At 68.3% G+C, this 25,195-nt stretch carries 25 protein-coding genes and 2 tRNA genes; 10 read left to right on the top strand and 17 right to left on the bottom strand.

Features of this window, described 5'->3' with window-relative positions; all coding sequences use genetic code 11:
* Entirely contained in the window at positions 1 to 1,641 is a 1,641-nt protein-coding gene (locus A5698_RS11150; RefSeq protein ID WP_068296448.1) for a DAK2 domain-containing protein, read from the bottom strand.
* A 238-nt stretch (positions 1,642 to 1,879) separates the two neighbouring features.
* Here A5698_RS11150 and rpmB point away from each other — a divergent pair, with 238 nt between their 5' ends.
* Complete coding sequence (rpmB, locus tag A5698_RS11155) at positions 1,880 to 2,074, top strand: 50S ribosomal protein L28 (protein ID WP_064351131.1); 195 nt, start codon at positions 1,880 to 1,882, stop codon at positions 2,072 to 2,074.
* A 45-nt stretch (positions 2,075 to 2,119) separates the two neighbouring features.
* Positions 2,120 to 2,470, top strand: coding sequence for a hypothetical protein (locus A5698_RS11160; protein WP_156670705.1), 351 nt, complete (start codon positions 2,120 to 2,122; stop codon positions 2,468 to 2,470).
* Positions 2,471 to 2,474: 4 nt separating this feature from the next.
* Here A5698_RS11160 and A5698_RS11165 read toward each other — a convergent pair whose 3' ends face one another.
* The 3 genes from A5698_RS11165 to A5698_RS11175 are packed head-to-tail and all read right to left on the bottom strand — an operon-like array spanning position 2,475 to position 4,414.
* Positions 2,475 to 3,158, bottom strand: a complete 684-nt coding sequence (locus A5698_RS11165; RefSeq protein WP_067092176.1) for a uracil-DNA glycosylase — start codon at positions 3,156 to 3,158, stop codon at positions 2,475 to 2,477.
* Positions 3,155 to 3,445: a DUF1330 domain-containing protein gene (locus A5698_RS11170; protein WP_067092178.1), complete on the bottom strand. Its 291-nt coding sequence runs from the start codon at positions 3,443 to 3,445 to the stop codon at positions 3,155 to 3,157. Before A5698_RS11170 ends, A5698_RS11165 begins: the two co-directional genes overlap by 4 nt.
* Positions 3,446 to 3,460: 15 nt before the next feature.
* Positions 3,461 to 4,414 (bottom strand): thiamine-phosphate kinase, encoded by a 954-nt coding sequence (locus A5698_RS11175; protein WP_068296452.1) that lies wholly within the window; start codon positions 4,412 to 4,414, stop codon positions 3,461 to 3,463.
* Between the two features lie 114 nt (positions 4,415 to 4,528).
* On the opposite strand from A5698_RS11175, the gene A5698_RS11180 reads away from it, so the two are divergent.
* Both A5698_RS11180 and A5698_RS11185 read left to right on the top strand, forming a co-directional pair.
* Positions 4,529 to 4,771 (top strand): Lrp/AsnC family transcriptional regulator, encoded by a 243-nt coding sequence (locus A5698_RS11180; protein WP_068296546.1) that lies wholly within the window; start codon positions 4,529 to 4,531, stop codon positions 4,769 to 4,771.
* A gap of 9 nt (positions 4,772 to 4,780) precedes the next feature.
* A complete protein-coding gene (locus tag A5698_RS11185; protein ID WP_068296453.1) occupies positions 4,781 to 5,347 on the top strand; it encodes a DUF3515 domain-containing protein in 567 nt (188 codons plus the stop codon).
* 23 nt (positions 5,348 to 5,370) lie between these two features.
* On the opposite strand, the gene A5698_RS11190 is transcribed toward A5698_RS11185, so the two are convergent.
* The 3 genes from A5698_RS11190 to A5698_RS11200 form a co-directional block, all read right to left on the bottom strand.
* The gene (locus A5698_RS11190) at positions 5,371 to 6,495 is read right to left on the bottom strand and encodes a D-alanine--D-alanine ligase family protein (RefSeq protein ID WP_068296456.1); all 1,125 of its coding nucleotides are present in this window, start codon (positions 6,493 to 6,495) and stop codon (positions 5,371 to 5,373) included.
* Positions 6,496 to 6,556: 61 nt separating this feature from the next.
* Positions 6,557 to 7,660, bottom strand: a complete 1,104-nt coding sequence (locus tag A5698_RS11195) for a cystathionine gamma-lyase (protein WP_068296459.1) — start codon at positions 7,658 to 7,660, stop codon at positions 6,557 to 6,559.
* 3 nt (positions 7,661 to 7,663) lie between these two features.
* Entirely contained in the window at positions 7,664 to 8,644 is a 981-nt protein-coding gene (locus A5698_RS11200) for an NAD(P)H-dependent glycerol-3-phosphate dehydrogenase (RefSeq protein ID WP_156670708.1), read from the bottom strand.
* Positions 8,645 to 8,706: 62 nt separating this feature from the next.
* Here A5698_RS11200 and cofC point away from each other — a divergent pair, with 62 nt between their 5' ends.
* The 3 genes from cofC to mutT1 all read left to right on the top strand — a co-directional run bounded on the left by cofC (position 8,707) and on the right by mutT1 (position 12,586).
* Positions 8,707 to 9,351 carry a 2-phospho-L-lactate guanylyltransferase gene (cofC, locus tag A5698_RS11205; protein ID WP_068296463.1) on the top strand — a complete coding sequence of 215 codons (645 nt, stop codon included), beginning with the start codon at positions 8,707 to 8,709 and terminating at the stop codon, positions 9,349 to 9,351.
* Between the two features lie 53 nt (positions 9,352 to 9,404).
* The gene (locus tag A5698_RS11210) at positions 9,405 to 11,594 is read left to right on the top strand and encodes an RNA degradosome polyphosphate kinase (protein ID WP_068296464.1); all 2,190 of its coding nucleotides are present in this window, start codon (positions 9,405 to 9,407) and stop codon (positions 11,592 to 11,594) included.
* 68 nt (positions 11,595 to 11,662) lie between these two features.
* Positions 11,663 to 12,586 carry an 8-oxo-(d)GTP phosphatase MutT1 gene (mutT1, locus tag A5698_RS11215; RefSeq protein WP_068296466.1) on the top strand — a complete coding sequence of 308 codons (924 nt, stop codon included), beginning with the start codon at positions 11,663 to 11,665 and terminating at the stop codon, positions 12,584 to 12,586.
* A 127-nt stretch (positions 12,587 to 12,713) separates the two neighbouring features.
* Here the strand turns inward: mutT1 and A5698_RS11220 are convergent, their stop codons facing one another.
* From A5698_RS11220 to leuC, 3 genes are all read right to left on the bottom strand, one after another.
* On the bottom strand, positions 12,714 to 13,337 hold the full coding sequence (locus A5698_RS11220; protein WP_068296472.1) for an HU family DNA-binding protein: 624 nt from the start codon (positions 13,335 to 13,337) through the stop codon (positions 12,714 to 12,716).
* Positions 13,338 to 13,528: 191 nt separating this feature from the next.
* Positions 13,529 to 14,125 (bottom strand): 3-isopropylmalate dehydratase small subunit, encoded by a 597-nt coding sequence (gene leuD / locus A5698_RS11225; RefSeq protein ID WP_067092197.1) that lies wholly within the window; start codon positions 14,123 to 14,125, stop codon positions 13,529 to 13,531.
* A 15-nt stretch (positions 14,126 to 14,140) separates the two neighbouring features.
* Complete coding sequence (gene leuC / locus A5698_RS11230; RefSeq protein WP_068296477.1) at positions 14,141 to 15,601, bottom strand: 3-isopropylmalate dehydratase large subunit; 1,461 nt, start codon at positions 15,599 to 15,601, stop codon at positions 14,141 to 14,143.
* A gap of 38 nt (positions 15,602 to 15,639) precedes the next feature.
* On the opposite strand from leuC, the gene A5698_RS11235 reads away from it, so the two are divergent.
* Positions 15,640 to 16,341, top strand: a complete 702-nt coding sequence (locus A5698_RS11235) for an IclR family transcriptional regulator (protein WP_068296479.1) — start codon at positions 15,640 to 15,642, stop codon at positions 16,339 to 16,341.
* Between the two features lie 34 nt (positions 16,342 to 16,375).
* Here the strand turns inward: A5698_RS11235 and A5698_RS11240 are convergent.
* The 4 genes from A5698_RS11240 to A5698_RS11255 form a co-directional block, all read right to left on the bottom strand.
* Positions 16,376 to 16,448 (bottom strand) — tRNA-Glu (locus A5698_RS11240).
* A 62-nt stretch (positions 16,449 to 16,510) separates the two neighbouring features.
* Positions 16,511 to 16,585 (bottom strand) — tRNA-Gln (locus tag A5698_RS11245).
* 118 nt (positions 16,586 to 16,703) lie between these two features.
* On the bottom strand, positions 16,704 to 18,185 hold the full coding sequence (gltX, locus tag A5698_RS11250; RefSeq protein ID WP_068296482.1) for a glutamate--tRNA ligase: 1,482 nt from the start codon (positions 18,183 to 18,185) through the stop codon (positions 16,704 to 16,706).
* Entirely contained in the window at positions 18,182 to 19,006 is an 825-nt protein-coding gene (locus A5698_RS11255; RefSeq protein WP_068296484.1) for a fumarylacetoacetate hydrolase family protein, read from the bottom strand. Before A5698_RS11255 ends, gltX begins: the two co-directional genes overlap by 4 nt.
* Before the next feature lie 105 nt (positions 19,007 to 19,111).
* On the opposite strand from A5698_RS11255, the gene A5698_RS11260 reads away from it, so the two are divergent.
* The gene (locus A5698_RS11260; RefSeq protein ID WP_068296486.1) at positions 19,112 to 20,317 is read left to right on the top strand and encodes an MFS transporter; all 1,206 of its coding nucleotides are present in this window, start codon (positions 19,112 to 19,114) and stop codon (positions 20,315 to 20,317) included.
* 11 nt (positions 20,318 to 20,328) lie between these two features.
* On the opposite strand, the gene A5698_RS11265 is transcribed toward A5698_RS11260, so the two are convergent.
* From A5698_RS11265 to serA, 3 genes are read right to left on the bottom strand one after another with little or no spacing between them, the layout of a single operon-like run.
* Positions 20,329 to 20,931, bottom strand: a complete 603-nt coding sequence (locus tag A5698_RS11265) for a hypothetical protein (RefSeq protein WP_068296489.1) — start codon at positions 20,929 to 20,931, stop codon at positions 20,329 to 20,331.
* Between the two features lie 25 nt (positions 20,932 to 20,956).
* Positions 20,957 to 21,967, bottom strand: a complete 1,011-nt coding sequence (locus A5698_RS11270; protein WP_068296491.1) for a 3-isopropylmalate dehydrogenase — start codon at positions 21,965 to 21,967, stop codon at positions 20,957 to 20,959.
* 8 nt (positions 21,968 to 21,975) lie between these two features.
* Positions 21,976 to 23,562 (bottom strand): phosphoglycerate dehydrogenase, encoded by a 1,587-nt coding sequence (gene serA / locus A5698_RS11275; RefSeq protein WP_068296493.1) that lies wholly within the window; start codon positions 23,560 to 23,562, stop codon positions 21,976 to 21,978.
* A gap of 78 nt (positions 23,563 to 23,640) precedes the next feature.
* On the opposite strand from serA, the gene A5698_RS11280 reads away from it, so the two are divergent.
* Positions 23,641 to 25,071 carry a phytoene desaturase family protein gene (locus A5698_RS11280; RefSeq protein WP_197506744.1) on the top strand — a complete coding sequence of 477 codons (1,431 nt, stop codon included), beginning with the start codon at positions 23,641 to 23,643 and terminating at the stop codon, positions 25,069 to 25,071.
* Positions 25,072 to 25,195 lie beyond the last annotated feature (124 nt).

Raw genomic sequence — 25,195 nt, forward strand, 5'->3', positions numbered from 1 at the left:
CTACTCCACCCCGATCAGCAGAGCGTCGCCGCGGTGGCCGGTGTGGTAGGTGACCAGTTCGGCGCCGAGGTGGCGTTCGTGCACATGCTCGCCGAGTGCGGCGGCGACGCCGTCGTCGACTCCGGCACCGGTGAGGACGGTCACGAGTTCGCCGCCTGCGGACAGCAGCAGATCGATCAGGCCCGCGCCCGCGGCGACGAGGTCGTCACCCACGACCAGCACCTCGTCGCCCGAGATGCCGAGGCCGTTGCCCGGCTTGCACATGCCCGCCCAGGTGAGCGCCTCCTCGGTGGCGACCCGCACCGACCCGTGGCGGGCACCGGCGGCCGCCCGGGCCATGGTGTATCCGTCGTCGACGGCCTGCCTCGACTCGTCGTGGACCGCCAGCGCCGCCAGACCCTGCACCATGGACGCCGCGGGAACCGGCACGACGTCGATGCCCCAGCCCATCGCCGCCGTGCACCCGGCGACCAGTTCTTCGGCGGCGACGTATCCGTTCGGCAGGATCATCGCCTGGCCGGCGTCGGCGTTGACGAGCGCGTGCAGCAGCTGTTTGGCGCTGACCGGCGCCTCCCCGTCGATCCGCAGCACGTGTGCGCCTTCACCGGCGAACAACTCCTCGGCGCCCTGTCCGTCGACGACGGCGAGCACGGTGCGGCCTCGCGACCATCCGCCCGCGGGACGCGCACCGGCGGTGCCGGTGAGCGCCGTGATCTGAATGCGGCTGGGCACCCCCACGGCGAGGCCGGCCTCGACGGCGGCGCCCGCATCGTCGGCGTGCACGTGCACGGAGTAGTGGCCGCCGCCCTCCGACGCGGCGGCGATCGCCACCGAATCGCCGAGGGCGTCCAGGTCGGCGCGGAGTCGCTCCACTCCCGCCGGATCGCATCCGCTCAGCAGGTACATCACCTCGAACTGCGGAGCCTTGACGACGTGCGCCCCGCCGGCGTCGGCATGCAGCGGTGGCGCCGGGGCGTACGGCGTCCTGCGCACTGCGCGGTCCGTCAGCGTCGTGCTCATCGCGTCCAGCAGTACCAGCAACCCGCGGCCGCCCGCGTCCACCACGCCCGCGCGGGCCAGCACGTCGAGTTGGCCGGTGGTCCGGTCGAGCGACTGCGCTGCCGCATCCGCGGCCCTGCACACGACGTCGGGCAGCCCGGCGCGCTCGGCGCAGGCCAGTTCGGCGGCCTCAGCCGCGTCCTGGAGCACCGTGACGATGGTGCCGGGCACGGCCTCTCCCATCGAGCGGATCACCAGCACCACGGCGTGGCGCAGCGCAGCGGCGAACAACGGCCCGTCCACGGCGACCAGCCCGCTCCCACGGTCCGAAACCGCCTCCGCGGTGACCTCGGCCACCGCCCGCAGGATCTGGGACAGGATCACGCCGGAATTTCCCCGCGCCCCGTGCAAGGCCCCGCGCGCCAGCGCTTCCGCGACCTCGGCGACGTCGTCGGTGTGGGGCAGCGCGTCGGCCTGCGCCCAGGCCGAACGCATGGTGAACAGCATGTTCGTGCCGGTATCGGCGTCGGCGACCGGGAACACATTGAGCCGGTTGATCTCGTCGGTGTGGGTGATGAGGTCACCGACCGCGGTGTGCGACCACTTCCGCAGCGTGGGGGCATCGAGCAGTCGAGCCGACATGCCTTACCTCCACCGAATGTGACGCCCCGCCGTGCGGGTCAGCCTAGCGATTGGACCTGACAGCACCGGCACGAAGTTGCCGCCGGTCGGTAGCCTGATCGTGGTCCACGCGCTGCGCGGCGACGGCATTTTGGTGATCGTTGCGGCTGCCGGTATCCTGGTCGGGTTGTCGGGTCGAGCCGCGCCCACCGCGGTGCAGCGGCCCGGACCCCCACGTACTGATCTGAGGAGTTCTGCAATGGCTGCCGTGTGCGATATCTGCGGGAAGGGACCCGGCTTCGGCAAGTCGGTCTCGCACTCCCATCGCCGGACCAGCCGTCGCTGGGATCCCAACATCCAGACCGTGCGCGCCGTCACCCGACCCGGGGGCAACAAGCAGCGCATGAACGTGTGCACGTCGTGCATCAAGGCCGGAAAGGTCTCGCGCGGCTGACGCACGCGCGATTGCGGCGGCCACCCACCGGGTAGCCCCCGATGCATGACCTCTCGTGCAGCTGCAAGACCCACCCTGATCGCGCTGTCCGGATGCGCGCTGGCCCTATTGACCGCGTGCGGCGGCGGCGATTCCGCCGGTGACGAGACGACGACCACGACACCGACGACGTCGACCACCACGTCGGTCGAAGTGACCGTGGAGACCAGCGCACCCGAAACCACCACACCGGCGCCTGGAGTTCCGGCCACCACCACCGAGGGCAATGGCACTGAGGGCGGCACGGTCGAGGTTCCGGCGCCCGGCGTCCCGTCGCCGCCGGCGATCCCGGCCCCGCCGGAGATTCCGTCGCCTCCGCCGATCCCCTCACCGCCGCCGATCCCGGGCGTCGGATAGTTCGTTAGGGCAGCCGCCAGTCGATCGGCTCGGCGCCCATCTTCTCGAGCAGTTCGTTCGCGCGACTGAACGGCCGCGACCCGAAGAACCCGCGCGACGCCGACAGCGGCGACGGGTGCGGCGATTCGATCGCAACGCAGTCGGCGCCGTCCAGCATCGGCTTCAGCGTCGAGGCGTCGCGGCCCCACAGCACCGCGACCAACGGTTGCCTGCGTGCGACGAGCGCGCGAATCGCGCATTCGGTCACGGCTTCCCACCCCTTGCCCCGGTGTGACGCCGGGTTGCCAGGGCGGACCGTGAGCACCCTGTTGAGCAACATCACGCCGCGCTCGGCCCACGGCGTCAGGTCGCCGGTGGCCGGCGCCGGATGGCCGAGGTCGTCGGCGTACTCCTTGAAGATGTTCTCCAGGCTACGCGGCAGCGGCCGCACCTCGGGCGCCACCGAGAAGCTCAGGCCGACGGCGTGCCCGGGTGTCGGATACGGGTCCTGACCGACGATCAGAACACGCACCTTGTCCATCGGAAAGGTGAACGCGCGCAACACGTTTTGACCGGCGGGCAGGTATCCGTTACCGGCGGCCAGTTCGGCGCGCAGGAACTCGCCCATCTGCGCGACGTGGTCCGCGACCGGTTCCAGCGCTGCGGCCCAGCCCTGCTCGACGAGTTCGTGCAGCGGTTTGGCGCTCATCTAAGCCCCTCGACCAGCATCACCAACGAGTCGGCGCCGGCGTGGCGGTCCTTCGAGATCTCCTGGTACTCGGGCGAGTTCGCCCACGCGCGGAAAGACGCCTCGTCAGGGAACGACATCAACACGACCTTCTCGCGGTCCGAGGAGCCCTCCAGGATCTGCGGCGACTCGTCGGCCGCGAGCAGCGTTCCCGAGTAGCGGGTGAAGACGTCGAGGAAACGGGCTTGGTAGCGGTCATACGCCGCACGGTCCGTGAACCTCAGCTGGGCGATGGCGTACACGGTCACGACTCGACACCCTAACTAGTCGAACGACTGCCACCCGGTATTCCCCTGCCACACCGCGCCGTCGACCGAGACCCCCTGCGCGCCGTCGTGCGCCCGACCGATCACGCGCCACCCGGGCGGAGGCGCGTCGGGGAACGTCGCGACCAGCGCGTGGTCCTCCCCGCCCCCGAGAATCCACGACCAGGCATCGGCGCCCACCGCTTCTGCGGCGTCGGCGAGTGCCTCATGGTCGGCGGCCAACGCGGCGGTGGACAGGTCGATGCCGACACCGGATGCCTCGGCGATGTGGCCGAGGTCGGCGAGCAACCCGTCCGACACGTCGGTCATCGCGGTGGCACCGCTCTCGGCGGCGACGCGACCCTGCCCGTACGGCGGCCGCGGTGCGACGTGGCGCCTGCGCAGTTCGTCGAAGCGTTCGATGCCGTTGCGCCACAACGTGAATCCGGCGGCAGAGCGGCCGAGATCACCGGCGACGGCTACCACGTCACCGGGGCCGGCCCCGCCGCGGCGCACGGGCTCGCGGCCCTCGAGGTCGCCGAGCACGGTCACCGAGATCACCCACTGCGGGGCGCTGACGAGGTCGCCGCCTGCGATGCCCGCGCCCATCGACTCGGCCTCCTGCCACATGCCGTCGGCCAGCGCCAAGACCTGCTCGGCGGGTGTGTCCGACGGTGCGCCGAACGCGACGACGAAGGCGGTCGGTCGCGCACCCATCGCCTCGATGTCGGCCGCGTTCTGCGCGATCGACTTGCGCCCCACGTCGTTCGGCGTCGACCAGTCCAACCGGAAGTGCCGCCCGGCCACCAGCATGTCCGTGGACACGACCGTCCTGCCGTCGGGGGCGAACAGTACGGCGGCGTCGTCACCGGGCCCCACCGCGACGGCGTCGGGCTGGCGACGCCCGGCCACCAGGCGCGCGATCACCGCGAACTCCCCCACCTGCGCCAGGGTCTCGGCGTCGGACGCCATGTCACCTCCTGTCGCGGCCTTGTCCGTTTCGTGCTGGCCTGAACGCCGGGCGCACCTGCGGTACGTTAAGCGCCTGCGGCGTGGAGTCTATGCAGCGATGTGGAGGGACAGCGGGTGGTCGAGGCTTTCATGCTGATTCAGACCGAAGTGGGCCGCGCCGAAGTCGTCGCCAAACAACTCGCCGCGCTTCCCGGGGTGTTGTCCGCCGAGTACGTGACGGGCCCGTACGACGTCGTCGTGCGCGTCGGTGCGGACACCCTGGCCGATCTGAAAGCCACCGTCGTCCCCACCGTCCAGCAGGTCGCCGGTATCACCAGGACGCTGACCTGTCCGATCGCCAACGGGGCGCATCAATAGAGTTGGGCCGTGGATTCGGAGACCGGTGACGGACCGCCTCGGGCGCTGCTGGTCACCGCCCTGGTGGTAGCGGTGGCCGGAATCGTGGCGGTCTTGGCGATCGCCGTGATGCGCCAGGGATCGGCACCGCAACAGCCCGTTCCCGTGGCCGCCGTGCCCGCCCCTGCCGCCACGAGTTCGCAGTGCGCCGACCTGCTCGCCGGCCTCCCGGACGAGCTGGGCGATCACGCCCGCGCGCCGCTGGCCGATCCGGCGCCCCCCGGCGCGGCGGCGTGGCGTCCCGAGGGCGGAGGCGAGCCCATCGTCCTGCGCTGCGGGGTGGAGCGGCCGGCCGAGTTCGTCGCGGGCGCGCCGGTGCAGGTGGTCGACGAGGTGCAGTGGTTTCGGGTGAGTGAGCCCGGCGCCGAGACGGCGGACGTCGACCAGGCACGCAGCACGTGGTTCGCCGTCGACCGAGGGGTGTACGTCGCGTTGACGTTGCCCCAGGGTTCCGGTCCGACGCCGATCCAGCTGCTGTCCGCGGCGATCGCCAAGGCATTGCCCGCCAAGCCCGTCGTCCCGGGCCCGCCGCGTTGACTCTGCGGCGAAGGTGCTGAACCTCAGCGCAGCCCCGTGCCGCGGTTGAGCGCGGTCTGCACCATCGTGGCCAACAGGGTCGGATAGTCGACGCCGCTGGCGGCCCACATCCGCGGGAACATCGAGATGGTGGTGAATCCCGGCATGGTGTTGATCTCGTTGATGACGGGACCGTCGTCGGTGAGGAAGAAGTCGACGCGGGCCAGGCCCTGACAGTCGATGGCGTTGAACGCCTGGATCGAGAGCACCCGCACGGCGTCGGCGACATCATCGTCGACCTTGGCGGGCACGTCGAGTTCGGCCGCGTCCTCGAGGTATTTCGTCGCGAAGTCGTAGAAGCCGTCCTCGCGGCCACGCACCCCGGCAACGCGGATCTCGCCGAGCGCGCTGGCCTCGACCCGTCCGTCGGGGAATTCGAGCACGCCGCATTCCAGTTCGCGCCCCGGCACCGCGGCCTCGACGATCACCTTCGGATCGTGCCTGCGGGCCTGGTCGATCGCCTGCGGCAGCTGGTCCCAGGCCGTCACCCGGCTCACGCCGATTGACGAGCCGCCGCGCGCCGGTTTCACGAAGACCGGAAGGCCCAGCCGCTCGCGCGCCTCGAGGGTCAGCGTGTCCCGGCGAGGCCGCAACACCTCGTAATCGCCGATCGGCAGTCCGGACGCGCCCAACAGCTTCTTGGTGAACTCTTTGTCCATGCCGACGGCGCTGGCCAGCACACCCGCACCGACGTAAGGCACACCCGCGAGCTCGAGCAGGCCCTGGATCGTGCCGTCCTCGCCGTACGGGCCGTGCAGAACCGGAAAAACGACGTCGACCGCCGCCAGGATCTCCCCCGCTTCCCCGCCGAGCGACAGCAACTGCCCGCCGCGGCCCGGATCGGCGGCCAGCGCCAGTTCGGTGCCCGACGCGGCGGTCACCTCCGGCAGGCGGCCGTCGGTGATCGCGAGGGTGTCCGGCCGCGCATCGGTCAACATCCACGCCCCCTGCGGGGTGATGCCGACCGGGACCACGTCGAAGCGCTGCGGATCGAGATTGCGCAGGATGCTGCCTGCGGAGACGCACGAAATCGCGTGTTCGGAGCTGCGTCCGCCGTAGACGACGGCAACCCGGACGCGTCCGGTGCCGGGGCCATGGCGGGCAGTCACAACCTGCAGAGGCTACCGTCATGGCCGTCGACCGGCCCGCCCGCGATGGCTGTCGGCGCTATCAGCCCAGCGCCTGCTCGATATCGGCGATCAGATCGTCGGTGTCCTCGATGCCGAGCGAGATCCGGGCGAACCCGTCGCTGACGTCGTCGCCCCAGCGAGCGCGACGATCCACCGACGTGTGGATTCCGCCGAAGCTCGTCGAGGCGATCAGCAGCGCGCTGCGCTCGACCAGGGCGTGCACGGCGGCTGCGTCGGCCAACTCGACGGCGATCAGGCCGCCGAACCTCTTCATCTGTGCGCACGCGATCCGGTGCGACGGGTCATCGGGCAGGCCGGGGTACCGCACCGTCCGCACCGCGGGGTGTGCGTGCAGTGCCACGGCCAGCGCCGCCGCGTTGTGGCACTGCCGCTCGAACCGCAGGCCGGCGGTGCCAAGGCTGCGTAACAGCAGCCACGCCTCGAACGCGCCGAGCACGGCGCCCGAGCGCAACCGTTCCCGGGCCACCACGTCCATCAGGTCGGTGTGCGCGCTGGCGACATACCCGGCGAGGAGGTCGCTGTGGCCCGACAGTGCCTTGGTCGCGCTGGCCACCACCACGTCCGCGCCCAGCGAAAGGGGTTGCTGTCCGAACGGTGTTGCGGTGGTGTTGTCGACGACCAGCGTTGCGCCACGGCTGCGACACTGCATCGCGAGCTGGTGCAGATCGACCACATCGAGGCCGGGATTGGCCGGGCTCTCGGCGAGTACCACGTCCGCGTCCGCCGACGCCGCGCACATCTCGCCGGTGGTCGCAACGACCACCGTGACACCCTGCGCGACAAGGTATTCCGATGCATATTCGCGAACCTTGTAGTAGCCGTCGGCCGGTACGACGAGCTTGCTCCCGGGCTTGGTCAGCGCACGCAGGACGGAGGTGATCGCGGCCATCCCCGATCCGAAGGCCAACGCGGCCGGCGCGCCCTCGAGCTGTGCGAGCGCCGACTCCACGTGGCGCCACGTTGGATTCGACCCGCGCCCGTAGGTGTCCGGCGATTCGGATTCATCAGCTGACAGATGGAAGGTGGTCGCCGGCACGGGTGCCGGCGCCACCGCCTGACCCGGGATCGCTTCCGAAGCAACGGATTTCACGCTTCGGGTGGAATCGCCGTATTGACCGTCCACCGGTCACTCCGGTTTCGTGCTGCGCCCGAGCAACAACGCGACGGCTTCGTCGACCGACAAACCCCTGTGGCACACCCGGAATACCGCGTCGGTGAGCGGCATCTCGACGTCGTAGCTCTCGGCCAATGCGAGCACCGACTGACACGATGCGACACCCTCGGCGACGTGGCCGCCGGTTGCGCGCATCGCCGATTCCATCGTGCCACCCTGGCCCAGCCGCATCCCGAACGAGCGGTTGCGCGACTGCGTCGACGTGCACGTCGCCACCAGGTCACCGACGCCGGCCAGGCCTGCCAGCGTCGCGGGCTTGGCGCCCAACGCGATTCCCAGCCGCATGATCTCGGCCAGCCCGCGGGTGATGATCGCTGCCGCGGTGTTCTCCCCCAGCCCGACACCGGCGGCCATGCCGGACGCAAGCGCGATGACGTTCTTGCATGCGCCGCCGACCTCGGCGCCGATGACGTCGGCATTGGTGTAGGGGCGAAAGTACGCGGTAGAGAGCGCACGCTGCAACGCCACGGCCCGTCCGGAGTCACTGCAGGCCACGACCGTGGCCGCCGGTTGCTCGTCGGCGATCTCGCTGGCGAGGTTCGGCCCGGATACCACCGCGACGCGCGATGGGTCGGCGCCGGTCATCTGGATGATCACCTGGCTCATGCGCATGAGCGTGTCGAGTTCGATGCCCTTGGCCAGGCTCACCAAGGTGACTTCGTCGTTGATGAGTCCCGACCACTGTTCGAGGTTGGCTCGTAGTGTCTGGGCGGGCACCGCGAACAGCACCGTGCATGCGCCGTCCAGCGCCTCGCCCGCATCACCGGTGGCCCGGATCGTCTTGGGTAGTTCCGTGTCACCGAGATATCGGGTGTTGCGATGCGTGTCGTTGATCTCGTCGGCGACGTCGGTGTGCCGAGCCCAGATCCTCACCTCGTTGCCCGCGTCGGCGAGCACCTTGGCCAGTGCACTACCCCACGCACCGGCCCCCATCACCGCCGCTTCGACCACGCCTTCAGGGTAACGCGCGCGGCAGTGCTGGCAGGATGACGCATATGAGCGGATCACCGGATGCCGACATCGGGTTGGTGATCGCCGTAAAGCGACTCGCAGCGGCCAAGACCCGGTTGGCGCCCGTCTTTTCCGCGAGCACCCGCGAAAAGGTCGTGCTGGCGATGCTGATCGACACGATCACCGCCGCGTCCGCGGTCGCGGCGGTGCGCTCGATCACCGTCGTCACACCGGATGAGGGTGCCGCCGAGGCGGCGGATCGGCTCGGGGCCCGAGTGCTCACCGACCCCACCCCCGACGGCCACCGCGATCCGTTGAACAACGCGATCGCCGCGGCCGAAGCCGAGGTTCGGCGGGAGACACCGAACATCGTTGTGTTGCAAGGTGATTTACCCGCTCTACAGACCAATGAGCTGGCGGCGGCGGTCGCCGACGCCCGCCGACACCCGCGAAGTTTCGTCGGCGACCGGCACGGCACCGGCACGTCGGCGCTGTTCTCCTTCGGGGTCGCGCTGAACCCGCAGTTCGGCGCGGACTCCGCGCAACGGCACCGCAGTTCCGGTGCGCTCGAGCTCACCGGGGCGTGGCCCGGGCTGCGCTGCGACATCGACACACCCGATGACCTGCTGGTTGCGCGCCGGCTCGGTGTCGGTGCCGCGACGGCGGCGGCCATCGCCGCTTCGGGGTGAACAGTTCGTAGCGCGCTGGCACGAAGGCCGTTGGATGGGGGATCATCTGAGGCATGACCAAAGCCGGGATCGAGGTTCGCGACAACGACAGCGAACCGACCGCTGCGAGCATCCGGCCGATGCCGTCGGACTCGGGCGACTCGGCGCCAGAGGCGCCTCCGGCTGCCACGGCGCCCGCGGTCGAGAACGCGCTGCCCGAAGATCGTTACCTGAACCGTGAACTGAGCTGGCTCGACTTCAACGCCCGGGTGCTGGCCTTGGCCGCCGATCCGTCGCTGCCGCTGCTCGAACGCGCGAAGTTCCTCGCGATCTTCGCCTCGAATCTCGACGAGTTCTACATGGTCCGCGTCGCCGGGCTGAAGCGGCGCGACGAGATGGGGCTCTCGGTGCGCTCCGCCGACAACCTCTCCCCGCGCGAACAGTTGCGTCGCATCAACGAGCGAACGCAACACCTCGCGAACCGTCACGCGCACGTGTTCCTCGATTCGGTGCGACCCGCGCTGGCCGACGAGGGCATCGTGATCGTCACCTGGGCCGAACTGGACGAAGCCGAACGCGCCCGGCTGTCCACCTATTTCCACGAACAGGTGTTCCCGGTCCTGACGCCGCTCGCGGTCGATCCGGCCCACCCGTTCCCGTTTGTGAGTGGGCTCAGCCTGAACCTCGCGATCACCGTCAAACATCCCGATGACGGCGGGCAGCACTTCGCCCGAGTCAAGGTGCCCGACAACGTCGAACGCTTCGTCGAACTGGCCGTGCGCGAGGGTGATGCGAAGATCGTGCGCTTCCTCCCGATGGAGGAGCTGATCGCGGCGTTCCTGCATGTGTTGTTCCCGGGGCTGGAGATCGTCGAGCATCACGCCTTCCGCATCACGCGCAACGCCGATTTCGAGGTCGAAGAGGACCGCGACGAAGACCTGTTGCAGGCGCTCGAGCGCGAACTCGCGCGGCGCCGATTCGGTTCACCGGTGCGGTTGGAAGTCTCCGACGACATGACCGAGAGCATGCTCGAGTTGCTGCTGCGCGAGCTCGACGTCGCGCCCGGTGACGTCATCGAGGTGCCCGGCCTGCTCGATCTGTCCTCGCTCTGGCAGATCTACGATCTCGATCGCCCCGGGCTCAAGGATCGGCCGTTCGTACCTGCGACACCGCCGGCGTTCGGCGAGCGGGAGACGCCGAAGAGCATCTTCTCGACGCTGCGTGACGGCGACGTGCTGGTGCACCACCCGTACGACTCGTTCTCCACCACCGTGCAGCGGTTCATCGAACAGGCCGCGGCGGACCCGAACGTGCTGGCGATCAAGCAGACGCTATACCGCACGTCGGGTGACTCCCCAATCGTGAACGCGCTCATCGACGCTGCGGCCGCGGGTAAGCAGGTTGTCGCGCTTGTTGAGATCAAGGCGCGGTTCGACGAACAGGCCAACATCCAATGGGCGCGCGCGCTGGAGCGTGCAGGCGTGCACGTGGTGTACGGGCTCATCGGGCTCAAGACCCATTGCAAGACGTGTCTGGTGGTGCGCCGGGAGGGCTCACTGATCCGGCGCTACTGCCACATCGGCACCGGGAACTACAACCCGAAAACCGCGCGCCTGTACGAAGACATCGGGTTGTTGACGGCCGCGCCGGACATCGGCGCGGACCTCACCGACCTTTTCAACTCGTTGACCGGCTACTCGCGCAAGGACTCGTACCGCAACCTTCTGGTGGCGCCCCAGGGTGTCCGCAGGGGCATCATCGACCGCATCGAGCGCGAGATCGCCGCCACCCGTGACGGCGCCGAAGGGCGGATCAGGCTGAAAGCCAACGCGTTGGTGGACGAGCAGGTCATCGACGCGCTCTACCGTGCATCGCAGGCCGGTGTGCGGGTGGAGGTGGTGGTCCGGGGCATCTGTGCGCTACGCCCCCACGCCCCTGGGTATTCGGACAACATCGTCGTCCGCTCGATCCTCGGCAGGTTCCTCGAACATTCACGGATCATCCATTTCCGCGGCATCGACGAATTCTGGATCGGCAGCGCCGACATGATGCACCGCAATCTCGATCGGCGCGTCGAGGTGATGGCCGAAGTCAAGGATCCGCGACTGAAGGCGGAACTCCATGAGATCTTCGAGTCGGCGATGGACCCGGCGACCCGTTGTTGGGAGTTGGGCGTCGACGGTAAGTGGACGGCCTCGCCGCAGGAGGGTCAGACGGTTCGCGATCACCAGGTCTCGTTGATGGAACGCCATCGGCAGCGATGACGGATCTCTACAGCGACCGAATTGCCGAAAAGGGCCGCGGGTGCCCGGAATGATCTGCAGGAGTTGAGTTGCCGAAGCGGACATCCGAGACCGGTTCCGATGTGAAGACGATCCTGGCCGCGGGCGCGGTGCTGTGGCGTCCGAACGGTCAGCCCGATGCGCCCGAGGTCGCGCTGATCCACCGTCCTCGCTATGACGACTGGTCGCTGCCGAAGGGGAAGGTGGACCCCGGTGAGACCGAGCCCGTCGCGGCCGTGCGTGAGGTGTGCGAAGAAACCGGGTACGCCGCACATCTCGGTCGGCGGCTCGCGTCGGTGAGCTATCCCGTCGAGCAGGGTAAGAAGAAGGTCCGCTACTGGGCGGCCCGCCAGATCCGCGGCGAATTCCGCCCGAACGACGAGGTCGACGAACTCAAGTGGTTACCCGTTCCGGCGGCCATCAAACAGCTGGACTACCCCCAAGACCGAAAGGTCCTGCGCCGCTTCGCGAAGAATCCGGCCGATACCAAGACGGTGCTGATCGTCCGTCATGCCACTGCGGGCAGCAAGTCGCGGTTCAAGGGCGACGACCGCGAACGGCCGTTGGACAAGAACGGGCGCGCGCAGGCGCAATCTCTCGTCGGCTTGTTGCTCGCCTTCGGCGCCGACCATCTGTTCGCCGCCGACAGGGTGCGCTGCGTCTCGACATTGGAACCGTTGGCCGACGAGCTCGGCGCGACCATTCTTCGCGACGAGCTGTTGACCGAGGAGTCCTACGCCGACAACCGCAAAGCGGCCCGGCAGCGCTTCCTCGAGATCGCCGACACCCCAGGCACACCGGTGATCTGTACCCAGGGAAAGGTGATTCCCGACCTCATCGAGTGGTGGTGCGAGCGCGACAACGTGCGGCCCGACAAGTCGCGCAACCGCAAGGGGAGCACCTGGGTACTGTCGCTGGCCGACGGCCAATTGATCGCGGCCGACCACATGGGCAGCCCCCTCGCCGTGAAGTGACGCCCGGCTGTTGAATACAAAATTCGGGCCGGTGCGGGTCCGGAAAGATTGAGCCGTAGATGTTTTGGGCGGCCGAAAACGCGAAAACGCCGTGGGTCGCGAGGACCCACGGCGTCTCCGGTTGAAACTACTTGCGGCCGCGCTTGGCCGGCGCCTTGCGGGCCGGAGCCTTCTTCGCGGTCTTCTTGGCTGCCGTCCGCTTGGTCGCGGCCTTCTTGGCCGGGGCCTTCTTCGCGGCGGACTTCTTGGCCGGCGCCTTCTTGGCGGCGGTCTTCTTGGCCGCCGTCCGCTTGGTCGCGGCCTTCTTCGCCGGGGCCTTCTTGGCGGCGGTCTTCTTGGCGGCCGTCCGCTTGGTCGCGGCCTTCTTCGCAGGTGCCTTCTTCGCGGCCTTCTTCGCGGTCTTCTTGGCCGCCTTGCGGGCACCTCCCGCCGTTGCGCCTCTCTTCACTGCTGGTCCTTCCGCCGGGAGGCGCTGTGCGCCAGAGACAACCGCTTTGAACTGAGCGCCGGGCCGGAATGCCGGCACGGACGTGGGCTTGACTTTCACGGTCTCGCCGGTGCGCGGATTACGCGCGACGCGGGCGGCGCGGCGGCGCTGTTCGAAAACGCCGAAGCCGGTAATGGTGACGCTGTCACCCTTGTGAACCGCACGCACGATGGTGTCAACGACGTTCTCCACCGCGTCGGTCGCCGTCCGGCGATCGGTATTGAGCTTCGTCGTAAGTACGTCGATGAGCTCTGCTTTGTTCATGCATAACCTCCGAGAAACCAGTGGCCCTCATTGGACCGACTAGAGGACACGGTAAACCCATTCCCCATTGATTTCCAAGAGCCACGCGCAGTTTCAAGCGACGTCAGCGAACTTTCTTGCCCCCCTTGACCTCCAGAGGGGCCCCTCGAGAACCGGGGTCAGAGGCGGTGATTTCGGCTCACCGGCGGCCTTTATCCGGTCGGCAGAGTCCGGGGTTTCCAGTCCGGCCTACGCGCTTCATAAGCTTCGATATCGTCGCATTTGCGCAGCGTAAGGCCTATATCGTCGAGCCCTTCCAGCAATCTCCAAGCCGTATAGTCGTCAATTCTGAACGGCACCATGACCGTTCCGGCGACTATGGTCCGATCTTGAAGATTCACAGTGATTTCCAGGCCTGGCTGCTCCTCGATGAGCTTCCATAAAATTTCTACATCATCTTGCGGAATTTCGGCCGCCAGAAGCCCGGCCTTGCCCGCATTGCCCCGAAAGATGTCGGCGAAGCGCGACGAGATGACGACCCGGAAGCCGTAATCCATAAGTGCCCACACGGCATGTTCGCGTGAAGAACCGGTGCCGAAATCGGGGCCGGCGACCAATACCGAACCCTTGTCGAAGGGCGGTAGGTTCAATACGAACGACGGGTCGTTGCGCCAGGCGGCGAACAAACCGTCCTCGAAACCCGTTCGTGTAACTCGCTTCAGGTAGACGGCCGGGATGATCTGGTCGGTGTCGACATTGGACCGGCGCAGGGGAACGCCGATGCCGGTGTGGGTGTGGAAAGCCTGCATGGCTTCTTGCTCCTATCAGTCGGTCAGGTCGGCGGGTGAGGACAGCGTGCCGCGCACCGCGGTGGCCGCCGCGACGGCGGGCGACACCAGATGGGTACGGCCACCCTTTCCTTGCCTGCCCTCGAAATTCCGGTTGGAGGTCGACGCGCACCGTTGGCCCGGCGACAGCTGATCGGAGTTCATGCCGAGACACATCGAACAGCCCGCCTGACGCCACTCCGCACCGGCCGCGGTGAAGATCTCGCCGAGGCCTTCGGATTCGGCCTCCAGCCGTACGCGCATGGACCCCGGCACCACCAGCATGCGCACCCCGTCGGCGACCTTGCGGCCGCGCAACACATCGGCGACCACCCGCAGATCCTCGATGCGGCCGTTGGTGCACGAGCCGACGAAGACGGTGTCGACGGCGATGTTCCGCATGGCCGTACCGGGCCGAAGGTCCATGTAGGCCAATGCCTTTTCGGCCGCCTGGCGCTCACCCTCATCGAACATCAGTTCCGGATCGGGAACCGAATCCGACAGCGGCACCCCCTGACCGGGGTTGGTCCCCCACGTGACGAAGGGGCTCAACGTCGAGGCGTCGATGTAGACCTCGGTGTCGAACTCGGCGCCCTCATCGGTGCGGAGGCGGCGCCAAGCGCCGACCGCCTCGTCCCACTGCGCACCTTGCGGAGCGTGCGGACGCCCACGCAGGAACTCGAACGTGGTCTCGTCGGGGGCCACCATGCCGGCGCGCGCGCCGGCCTCAATGCTCATGTTGCAGATCGTCATCCGGCCCTCCATCGACAGCGATTCGATCGCGCTGCCGCGGTACTCGATGACGTGTCCCTGTCCGCCGCCGGTGCCGATCTTCGCGATCACCGCGAGGATGATGTCTTTCGCGCTGACCCCGTCGGGCAGTTCGCCGTCGACGTTGACCGCCATCGTCTTGAACGGCCGCAACGGAAGCGTCTGCGTGGCGAGGACGTGTTCGACCTCCGACGTGCCGATGCCCATCGCCAGCGCACCGAACGCACCATGCGTCGAGGTATGGCTGTCGCCACACACGACCGTCATACCGGGCTGGGTCAAACCGAGTTGCGGTCCGATGATGTGCACGATGCCCTGCTCGGCGTCGCCCATCGGATGGAGCCGGATACCGAACTCTTCACAGTTGCGCCGAAGCGTCTCCACTTGTGTGCGAGACACGGGGTCCGCGATCGGCTTGTCGATGTCGATCGTCGGCACGTTGTGGTCCTCGGTGGCGATCGTCAGATCCGGTCGACGCACCGGACGCCCGGCCAACCGCAGACCGTCGAACGCCTGAGGACTGGTCACCTCGTGCACAAGGTGCAAGTCGATATAGATCAGATCGGGTTCACGCGCCGCGCCTTCGCCGCCGCCTTCGACGACGACGTGATCGGCCCACACCTTCTCGGCCATCGTGCGTGGTTTGTCGATGCGCTCGCGAGCTGCACCGGAAACATCGGTCGACATCTTGACTATCTCACAATCTGGGACGTTAATATCTCTCTATGAGACAGGATAGCGGCATCGGCGTATTGGACAAAGCCGTGGGTGTGCTGCACGCGGTCGCCGATTCGCCGTGTGGGCTGGCCGAGCTGTGCGAGCGCACGGGTCTCCCGCGCGCCACGGCCCACCGCCTCGCCGCGGGCCTGGAAACCCACCGCCTGCTGGCGCGCAACGGCGACGGCCGCTGGCGGCTCGGACCCGGCCTGACCGAATTGGCCGGGCGAATCAGCGATCCGCTCGTGGCCGCCGGGGCCGTGGTGCTGCCCCGATTGCGCGAGATCACCGGCGAGAGCGTGCAGCTCTACCGACGCGAGGGCACGTCGCGGATCTGTGTAGCGGCGCTGGAACCGCCTGCCGGGCTGCGCGATACGGTGCCGGTCGGCAGCAGGTTGCCGATGACCGCCGGGTCCGGCGCGAAGGTTCTGCTGGCTTACGCCGACGCTGCGACCCAACAGGCCGTGCTCCCCTCGGCGAAGTTCACCGAGCGCACGCTCGCCGAGGTCCGCAAGCGCGGTTGGGCGCAGAGCGCTGCCGAACGAGAGCCGGGTGTGGCGAGTGTCTCGGCGCCGGTGCGTGATGGACGGGGCGAGGTAATCGCCGCGATCTCGGTATCCGGGCCGATCGACCGAATGGGCCGGCGGCCGGGCGCCCGGTGGGCTGCCGATCTGTTGGCCGCTGCCGAGGCGCTGACCCGCCGCCTCTGAAAAGATGAGCGCATATCGCGCGCCGCGGAATTTGTACCCCCGATGGGATTCGAACCCACGCTACCGCCGTGAGAGGGCGGCGTCCTAGGCCGCTAGACGACGGGGGCTAGAACTGGTTTCCGGATGGCCAGCATATCTCAGCGAGATTTGTCGGCCTAATCACGGTCATTGGCTGGGGTACCAGGACTCGAACCTAGAATGGCTGAACCAGAATCAGCTGTGTTGCCAATTACACCATACCCCAAAGGCTTCCCGTAACCGCAGGTCACGGACCCTTTCCGGTCCCCTCGCTCGGCGGGCGGAACCCGTCGCGCGTAGTACCGGACCGACGTGCAGACTACCAAAGATTTTCGGCCGCTTTTTCACGCCTCGGCTTGCGCCGCCGCGTGCTCGCGCCCGGCGCGCAATCGGGCCAAGCTGCGTTCGCGGCCCAGCAGGTCAAGCGATTCGAAGAGCGGCGGGCTGACCGAGGCGCCCGTGGCGGCGACCCGGATCGGGCCGAACGCCTTACGCGGCTTTAGCCCCAGGCCGTCGAGCAGCGCCTCCTTCAGCGCCGACTCGATCGCCTCGGTGGTCCAGTCTCCACTGCCCTCCAGCGCGACCAATGCGGCGTCGAGCACGGGCACGGCCTCCGCGCGCAGTTCCTTGGCCGCCGACTTCTCGTCGAGTGCGAAGTCCGCGTCGTTGAGGAACTTCAGCAGATCCCACGCGTCGCCCAGCACCACGATGCGGGTCTGTACCAGCGCTGCGGCCTCGGCGAAGCGTTTGTCGTCGAGGCCTGTGTCGTGACCGTGTTCGGTGAAGTACGCGCGCAGCCGGGCGGTGAAATCCTCCTCGGTCAGCATCCGGATGTGTTCGGCGTTCAGTGCGTCGGCCTTCTTCTGGTCGAACCGCGCCGGATTTGAGTTGACGTCGGCGACGTCGAACGCCGCCACCATCTCGTCGAGGCTGAACACGTCCCGATCTTCTGCGATGCCCCAGCCGAGCAGGGCCAGATAGTTCAACAACCCCTCGGGGATGAAGCCCCGCTCGCGATGCAGGAACAGGTTCGACTGGGGATCGCGTTTGGACAGCTTCTTGTTTCCGTCGCCCAAAACGCTTGGCAGATGGGCGAAGTCGGGGATGCGTTCGGCCACGCCTATCCGCATCAGCGCCTGATACAGCGCTATCTGGCGCGGCGTCGACGACAGCAGGTCCTCGCCGCGTAGCACGTGGGTGATCTTCATCAGCGCGTCGTCGACCGGATTCACCAAGGTGTACAACGGTTCCCCGTTACCGCGAGTGAGTGCGAAATCGGGTACCGACCCGGCGGGAAACGTCGTTTCCCCCCGAACGAGGTCACGCCAGCCGATGTCGCCGTCCGGCATCTTCAGCCGCACCACTGCGCCCCTGCCCTCCGCGCGGAACGCCGCACGCTGCTCCTCGGTCAGGTCGCGGTCGAAATTGTCGTAGCCGAGTTTGGGATTGCGACCGGCGGCCAGGTGACGCGCTTCGACTTCCTCGGGCGTGGAAAACGACTCGTACGCGTCACCGGACTCGAGCAGCCGGGCGATCACGTCGCGGTACAGGCCGAGCCGCTGCGACTGGCGGTACGGCTCGAAGGGACCGCCGACTTCGGGACCCTCGTCCCAGTCCAGGCCCAGCCACCGCAACGCATCGAGGATGGCGCGGTAGCTCTCCTCGGAATCGCGCGCCGAGTCGGTGTCCTCGATCCGGAACACGAAGGTGCCGCCGGTGTGGCGGGCGTAGGCCCAGTTGAACAACGCGGTCCGGATGAGACCGACGTGCGGCGTGCCCGTCGGAGATGGGCAGAACCGCACGCGGACGGAGTTCTCGCTGGTCATGACTTCCCCTTGCGCACAACAGGATTCGTCAACGTTCCGATGCCTTCGATGGTGATGCTGACGGTGTCGGAATCCTCGATCGGTCCGACACCCTCCGGCGTTCCGGTGAGGATCAGGTCGCCGGGCAGCAGCGTCATCACCCGGGAGATCCACTCCACGATCGCACCGACGTCGTGGATCATCATCGACGTCCGGCTGTTCTGCTTGACCACACCGTTGACCTCCGTACGGATCTCGAGGTCCGACGGGTCGACGTCGGTGACGATCCACGGTCCGATCGGGCAGAACGTGTCATGACCCTTAGCGCGGGTCCACTGGCCGTCCTTCTGCTGCTGATCACGGGCCGAGACGTCGTTGGCGATCGTGTAGCCCAGGATGTTCTCCGCAGCGCGCGCGGCGGGCACGTCCTTGCACGGCCTGCCGATGACCGCTGCCAGCTCGCCTTCGAAATGCACCGGGTTCGCGTCGGCCGGCAGCTGGATCGGCACATTCGGGCCGATGATCGCGGTATTCGGTTTCATGAAGATGATCGGGTCGTCGAACGTGCGGGGGTCGGGACTCGCGCCGCCATCGCTTTTCGCTGCCGCGGCCATCTCCTCGATGTGCGCGGCGTAGTTCTTGCCGACGCACACCACCTTGGTCGCCAGGATCGGGGCGAGCAGGCGCACGTCGGCCAGCGGCCACTGCCTGCCCGTGAACTGTGGATTGCCGAACGGGTGCTCGGCGATCTCCCTCGCGATCGCATGCGCGGGGTCATCGGGGGGACCCTCGACGCTGACGAAGGCGACCCCGTCGGGACTGGCGATTCGGCCTAGACGCATGGCGTTCAGCCTAGTGTGCGTGGTCATCCTGGTCGCCGACCGCCTGTCTCTCATAATGTGAGATGCAAATTCAGCATCGTGGGACAGCTGTGCCACCATGGACGGATGTCCGTCGAGTCGCTCAGCACTGCACGGCGGTGGTCGATGTTGGCCGTTGCGCTGGCGGCGACGACGAGCGCCAACGTCTTCATCAACGGCGCGGCGTTTCTCATTCCGACACTGCATACCGAACGCGGGCTCGACCTCGCTGCGGCAGGCCTGCTTTCGGGCATGCCGAGCCTCGGCCTGGTCATCACGCTGATCGCGTGGGGCTATGTCGTCGACCGCGTCGGCGAGCGCATCGTGTTGACGGTCGGTTCGGTGCTGATCTCCGCGGCCACGTTCGCCGCCGCCTTCTCGGAATCGCTGGTCGCCGTGGGGGCCTTCCTTCTTCTCGGCGGCATGGCGGCCGCAAGCAGCAATTCCGCGAGCGGCCGGTTGGTCGTCGGCTGGTTTCCGGTCGAACAACGCGGCCTGGCCATGGGGATCCGGCAGACGGCCACCCCGCTGGGAGTCGGGTTGGGAGCGCTGGTGATTCCGCGACTCGCGCAGAGCCATGGCGTGTCAGGGGCGTTGCTCTTCCCCGCGGTCGTGTGCGCGGTGTCGGCGTTGGTGTGCCTGGTGGCGGTGATCGACCCGCCACGGCCACCACGATCGGAAGCGCCGGTCGAACACCTCGCGAATCCCTACCGAGGGTCCTCGGTGCTGTGGCGGATTCACGCCGTTTCGGTGCTGCTCGTCGTGCCGCAGGCCGTCGTATGGACGTTCACGCTGGTGTGGTTGATGACCGACCGCCATTGGTCGGCCGGCTCGGCGGGCGTCATCGTCATGGTGGCCCAGTTGCTCGGCGCGGGCGGACGGATCGCGGCCGGACACTGGTCGGATCGACTGGGGCAGCGGCTGCGCCCGATCCGCACGATCGCGGCCGCCGCGGCGTTCAGCATGGGCGCGCTGGCGCTGTTGGACTTTCTGGAATCCCCTGTCGCCGTGGCCGCGATGGTGATCGCGTCGGTGATCACGGTGTCCGACAACGGTTTGGCGTTCACCGCCATCGCCGAGATCGCGGGCCCGTTCTGGAGCGGTCGGGCCCTGGGCACGCAGAACACCAGCCAGCATCTCGCGTCGGCAGCGGCCGCCCCTTTGTTCGGCGGGTTGATCGGGGTGGCCGGATACCCGGCGGCGTTCGCGGTGAGCGCGTTGCTGCCGCTCCTGGCGATCCCGGTCGTCCCCAACGACACCGAACACACGGCGACTTCTGCACCAGGGCTGTGATTTCGCCGCGGCTACGACCCTGGGGCAGAACTCGCCGACGGCCGCTCGCGCGGTAACACCAAGAGCGCGGCAGCGAGGAAACACAGCGCACCGACGAACGTGCCGGCGTTGGCGAGCTTCGCGTCCTCGGTGACTCCGCTTCCGCTCACGTAGGCGCCCGCGGCCGACACCCCGAACGCCAGGCAGCCCACGAGGTTGATCCACTCCGCCTGCCAGTCACGCGATTTCAGTTCGGTCACGCCGACGGCGACGGTCACCGCGACGACGCCGAGCACGCCGCTGATCAGAAACGCCGTCGAGCCGATCGCGTCCGGCGCCCACACCAGGCGCCGCTCCGGCTCGACCGCATGCGCCCACAACGCGGCTCCGGTGCTGATGTTGAACAGGACGGTGCCCGCGGACTGCGTGGCCGCAGAAAGCCATCCGACGCCCAACACCGGCCTGGCCAACACCAACTGCATCCAGCCGGCGGTCGTGAAAAACCACGATCCGATGAAACACAGCAGGTTGGAAAGACCCGCGCCGGCGAGCGCCGACACTCCCGGGGCGGTCGCGATCGCGAAGAACGCAGAGCCGATCGCGAACAGCCAGCACTGGCGTCGAAGTGTCGCCATGCCTTCTCGTCTACGCGATTGCGATCTACAGGTAGGACGCGATCCGGTCGCCGACCTGTGTCGTCGAGAGCTTCTCGTCGCCGCGCGTGGCCAGATGCTGTTCGACGGCCTTGTCGACGCGTGCGGCCGCGTCGTGCTTCCCGACGTGCGCCAACAGCAGCGCGACCGACATGATCGCCGCCGTCGGATCCGCGATGTTTTGGCCCGCGATATCGGGGGCGCTGCCGTGGACGGGTTCGAACATCGACGGGTTGGTCCGCGTGGCGTCGATGTTGCCGCTGGCGGCCAGGCCGATACCGCCACACACCGCCGCGGCGAGATCGGTGACGATGTCGCCGAACAGGTTGTCGGTGACGATCACATCGAAACGGCCCGGGTCCGTGACGAGGTGAATGGTCGCGGCGTCGACGTGTTGGTAGGCGACCTCGACGTCTCCGAAGCCTGCGCCGACTTCCTGAACCGTGCGCCACCACAACGCGCCGGCGTAGGTCAGCACGTTGTTCTTGTGCACCAGCGTCAGATGCTTGCGGCGCTGCTGTGCGCGCACGAACGCGTCGGTCACCACGCGCTGCACGCCGAAGGCGGTGTTGACGCTGACCTCGGTGGCGATCTCGTGCGGTGTGCCGACGCGGATCGCGCCGCCGGTGCCGGTGTAGGGACCCTCGGTGCCTTCCCGCACGACGACGAAGTCGATCTCGGGATCACCCGCCAGCGGACTGCTCACGCCGGGGTACAGGCGGCCGGGCCGCAGGTTGATGTGATGGTCGAGTTCGAACCGGATACGCAGCAGCAGACCGCGTTCGAGCACGCCGCTGGGCACCGACGGATCGCCGATCGCGCCGAGCAGGATCGCGTCGTGCCCGCGCAGTTCGTCGAGCACCGAATCGGGCAGCACCTCGCCGGTGGCGTGGTAGCGGCGCGCGCCGAGGTCGTACGGCGTCTTGTCCACACCGGGTAACACCGCGTCGAGAACCTTGACGGCCTCGCCGACGACCTCCGGGCCGATACCGTCGCCGGCGATGACCGCCAGTTTCATGCCGGAACTCACGACAGATCAACCACTTTCAGCAGCTTCGCGCCGACCTCCTCGGCGATCGTCGACCGCACATCGTCGGGGACGTCACGGTCGATGCGCAGCAGGATCGTGGCGCCCGGTCCTTCGGCGTCCTCGCTCAACTGGGCGGCGTGGATGTTGATGTCCGCCGATCCGAGGATCGTGCCGATCTTGCCCAGCGTGCCCGGGCGGTCGACGTAACTGACGATCAGATACACACCTTCGGCACGCAGATCGAAGTTGCGCCCGTTGATCTGGACGATCTTCTCCACCAACTGCGGCTCCGTCAGCGTGCCCGCGACGTTGGCGGTCGTCCCGTCGGCGTACACCGCGCGCACGTCCACCACGCTGCGGTGGCTGGGACTCTCGCTCGCGGTGCTGATCTCGGCCTCTACCCCCCGCTCGCCGGCCAGCGCGGGCGCGTTGACGAACGTCACGGGATCCTCGATCACGGCCGAGAACAGTCCCCGCAGCGCCGAAAGGCGCAGTACCTCAACGTCTTCGGCGGCGAGTTCACCCTTGACCTGCACCGCCAGCGAGACCGGCAGCTCGTCGCACAACACTCCGACCAGCAGGCCGAGCTTGCGAACCAGGTCCAGCCAGGGCGCGACCTCTTCGCCGACGACTCCCCCGCCGACGTTGACCGCGTCGGGGACGAACTCGCCCGCCAGGGCCAGCTTGACGCTGGCCGCGACGTCGGTGCCCGCCCGGTCCTGGGCTTCGGCGGTCGATGCCCCCAGGTGCGGGGTCACCACCACCTGCGGCAGGTCGAACAGCGGGCTCTCGGTCGTCGGCTCCTTGGCGAACACGTCGAGGCCCGCACCCCGCACATGCCCAGAGCGCACCGCATCGGCCAGCGCCTCTTCGTCGATGAGGCCGCCGCGCGCGGCGTTGACGATGATCACGCCGGGCTTCGTCTTCGCCAGCGCCTCCTTGCCGATCAGGCCCGCGGTCTCGGGTGTCTTCGGCAGGTGCACGGAGATGAAGTCCGCCCGCGCCAAGAGGTCGTCGAGGCTCAGCAACTCGATCCCGAGCTGCGCGGCGCGCGCCGCCGACACATAGGGGTCGTAGGCCACGATGTGGGTGCCGAAGGCGGCCAGCCGCTGGGCCACCAGCTGCCCGATGCGGCCCAGGCCCACCACGCCCACGGTCTTGCCGTAGATCTCGGTGCCCGAGAACGACGAGCGCTTCCAGGTGTGTGCGCGCAGCGACGCATCGGCGGCCGGAATCTCGCGCGCCGCGGCCAGCAGTAGGGCCAGGGCGTGCTCGGCGGCGCTGTGGATGTTCGAGGTCGGAGCGTTGACCACCAGCACACCGCGGGCGGTGGCGGCGTCGACGTCGACGTTGTCGAGGCCCACCCCGGCGCGGGCGACGATCTTGAGCTTCGGCGCGGCCGCGAGCACCTCGGCGTCGACCGTCGTCGCGGAGCGCACCAGCAGGGCGTCGGCCTCGGGCACGGCGGCCAGCAGCTTCGGCCGGTCCGGACCGTCGACCCAGCGGACTTCCACCTGGTCACCGAGGGCGGCAACCGTCGATTCGGCCAATTTGTCGGCGATCAATACAACGGGCAGACTCACGCGGTCAGCCTAATGGGCTTGAATGTTCGGGTGGTGGGCGGGAGAAACGCAGCGGCGCCGGGCGCGGGAACCTCCGGTGTGGACGTCACCGTCGTCGGCAGCGGACCCAACGGTTTGGCGGCGGCCGTCATCTGCGCCAGGGCCGGGTTGTCGGTGCAGGTGCTCGAGGCGCAACCGACCCTCGGCGGCGGCGCACGCACCCTCGCCGACCCCGAGTTCCCGGGCGTCTCCCACGACATCTGCTCGGCCGTGCACCCGCTTGCGCTGGCGTCGCCGTTCCTGGCCGAATTCGACCTGCCCGCCCGCGGCGTGACTCTGCGGGTGCCCGAGGTCTCCTACGCCAATCCGCTCCCGGGTGCGCGCTCGGCGGTCGGATACCACGACCTCGACCGCACTGTCGCCGAGCTCGAGCACGGGCGTTCGTGGCGTCGGCTGTTCGGCCCCATGGTCGAGCGCGACGACGCGGTGCTCGACCTGCTGCTGGGCGACAAGCGCTCGATCCCGACCAACCCCATCGCGGCCGTGCAGGTGGCGAGCCGGCTGCTCGAGCAGGGCACACCCGCCTGGAGCGCACTGTCTGGCGAGGATGCGCGCGCATTGTTCAGCGGCGTTGCGGCACACGTGATCTCGCGTATGCCGTCGTTGGTGTCGGCGGGTGGCGGCCTCATGCTGGCCACGCTCGCGCACACCGTCGGCTGGCCCATCCCGGTCGGCGGCAGCCAAGCCATCGCTGATGCCCTGATCGACGACTTGCGGGCCCACGGCGGCGTAATCACCTCCGGCCATGAGGTCACCGCACCGCCCGGCGGTGTGACGCTCTACGACACCGCACCCACCGCGCTGGCCGACATCTACGGCGACAACCTGCCCCACCGCTACGCGAAAGCCCTTCAGCGATACCGGTTCGGCCCCGGCGTGGCCAAGGTCGACTTCGTGCTCTCCGAAGACGTGCCGTTCACCGACGAACGCCTGCGTCGAGCGCCCACGCTGCATATGGGCGGCACCCGGGAGCAGATGGCGCACGCCGAGCGGGAGGCCGCCGCCGGCCGGCACCCCGAGTGGCCGATGGTGCTCGCCGCGTTGCCGCACCTGGAGGATCCGGGGCGCATCGACGCCGACGGCCGACGCCCGCTGTGGACCTACGCGCACGTGCCGAGCGGGTCGACCGTCGACCAGACCGAACGGGTCACCGAGATCTTCGAGCGGTTCGCGCCCGGCTTCCGCGACATCGTCGTCGCCGTCCGGTCCATCCCCGCCGCACGGCTGTCCGTGCACAACGCCAACCTCGTCGGCGGCGACATCGGCGTCGGCGGCAACACGTTGATCCATGCGCTGGCCGGTCCGACCCCTCGGCTCAACCCGTGGAGCACCCCGATCCCGGGCGCCTACCTGTGCTCATCGGCCACACCTCCAGGCGGCGGGGTACACGGGATGTCCGGCTACTTCGCCGCGCGCACGGTGTTGCGCCGCGAGTTCGGCATCAAAAAGATGCCCACGCTGTCGCCCTGACTTCGGCGCGAACTCCTTCGGTAATCGATGCAAGTTCGATGCGTAGGGGTGGACAGAAGGGGTACCCCGGTTGAGTTCGGCCGATTCGGGTACTTGTCATCGCATCGAGTGAAGGGGACGCTGC

Source organism: Mycobacterium sp. E136 (genome assembly GCF_001666865.1).
Lineage (GTDB): Bacteria > Actinomycetota > Actinomycetes > Mycobacteriales > Mycobacteriaceae > Mycobacterium.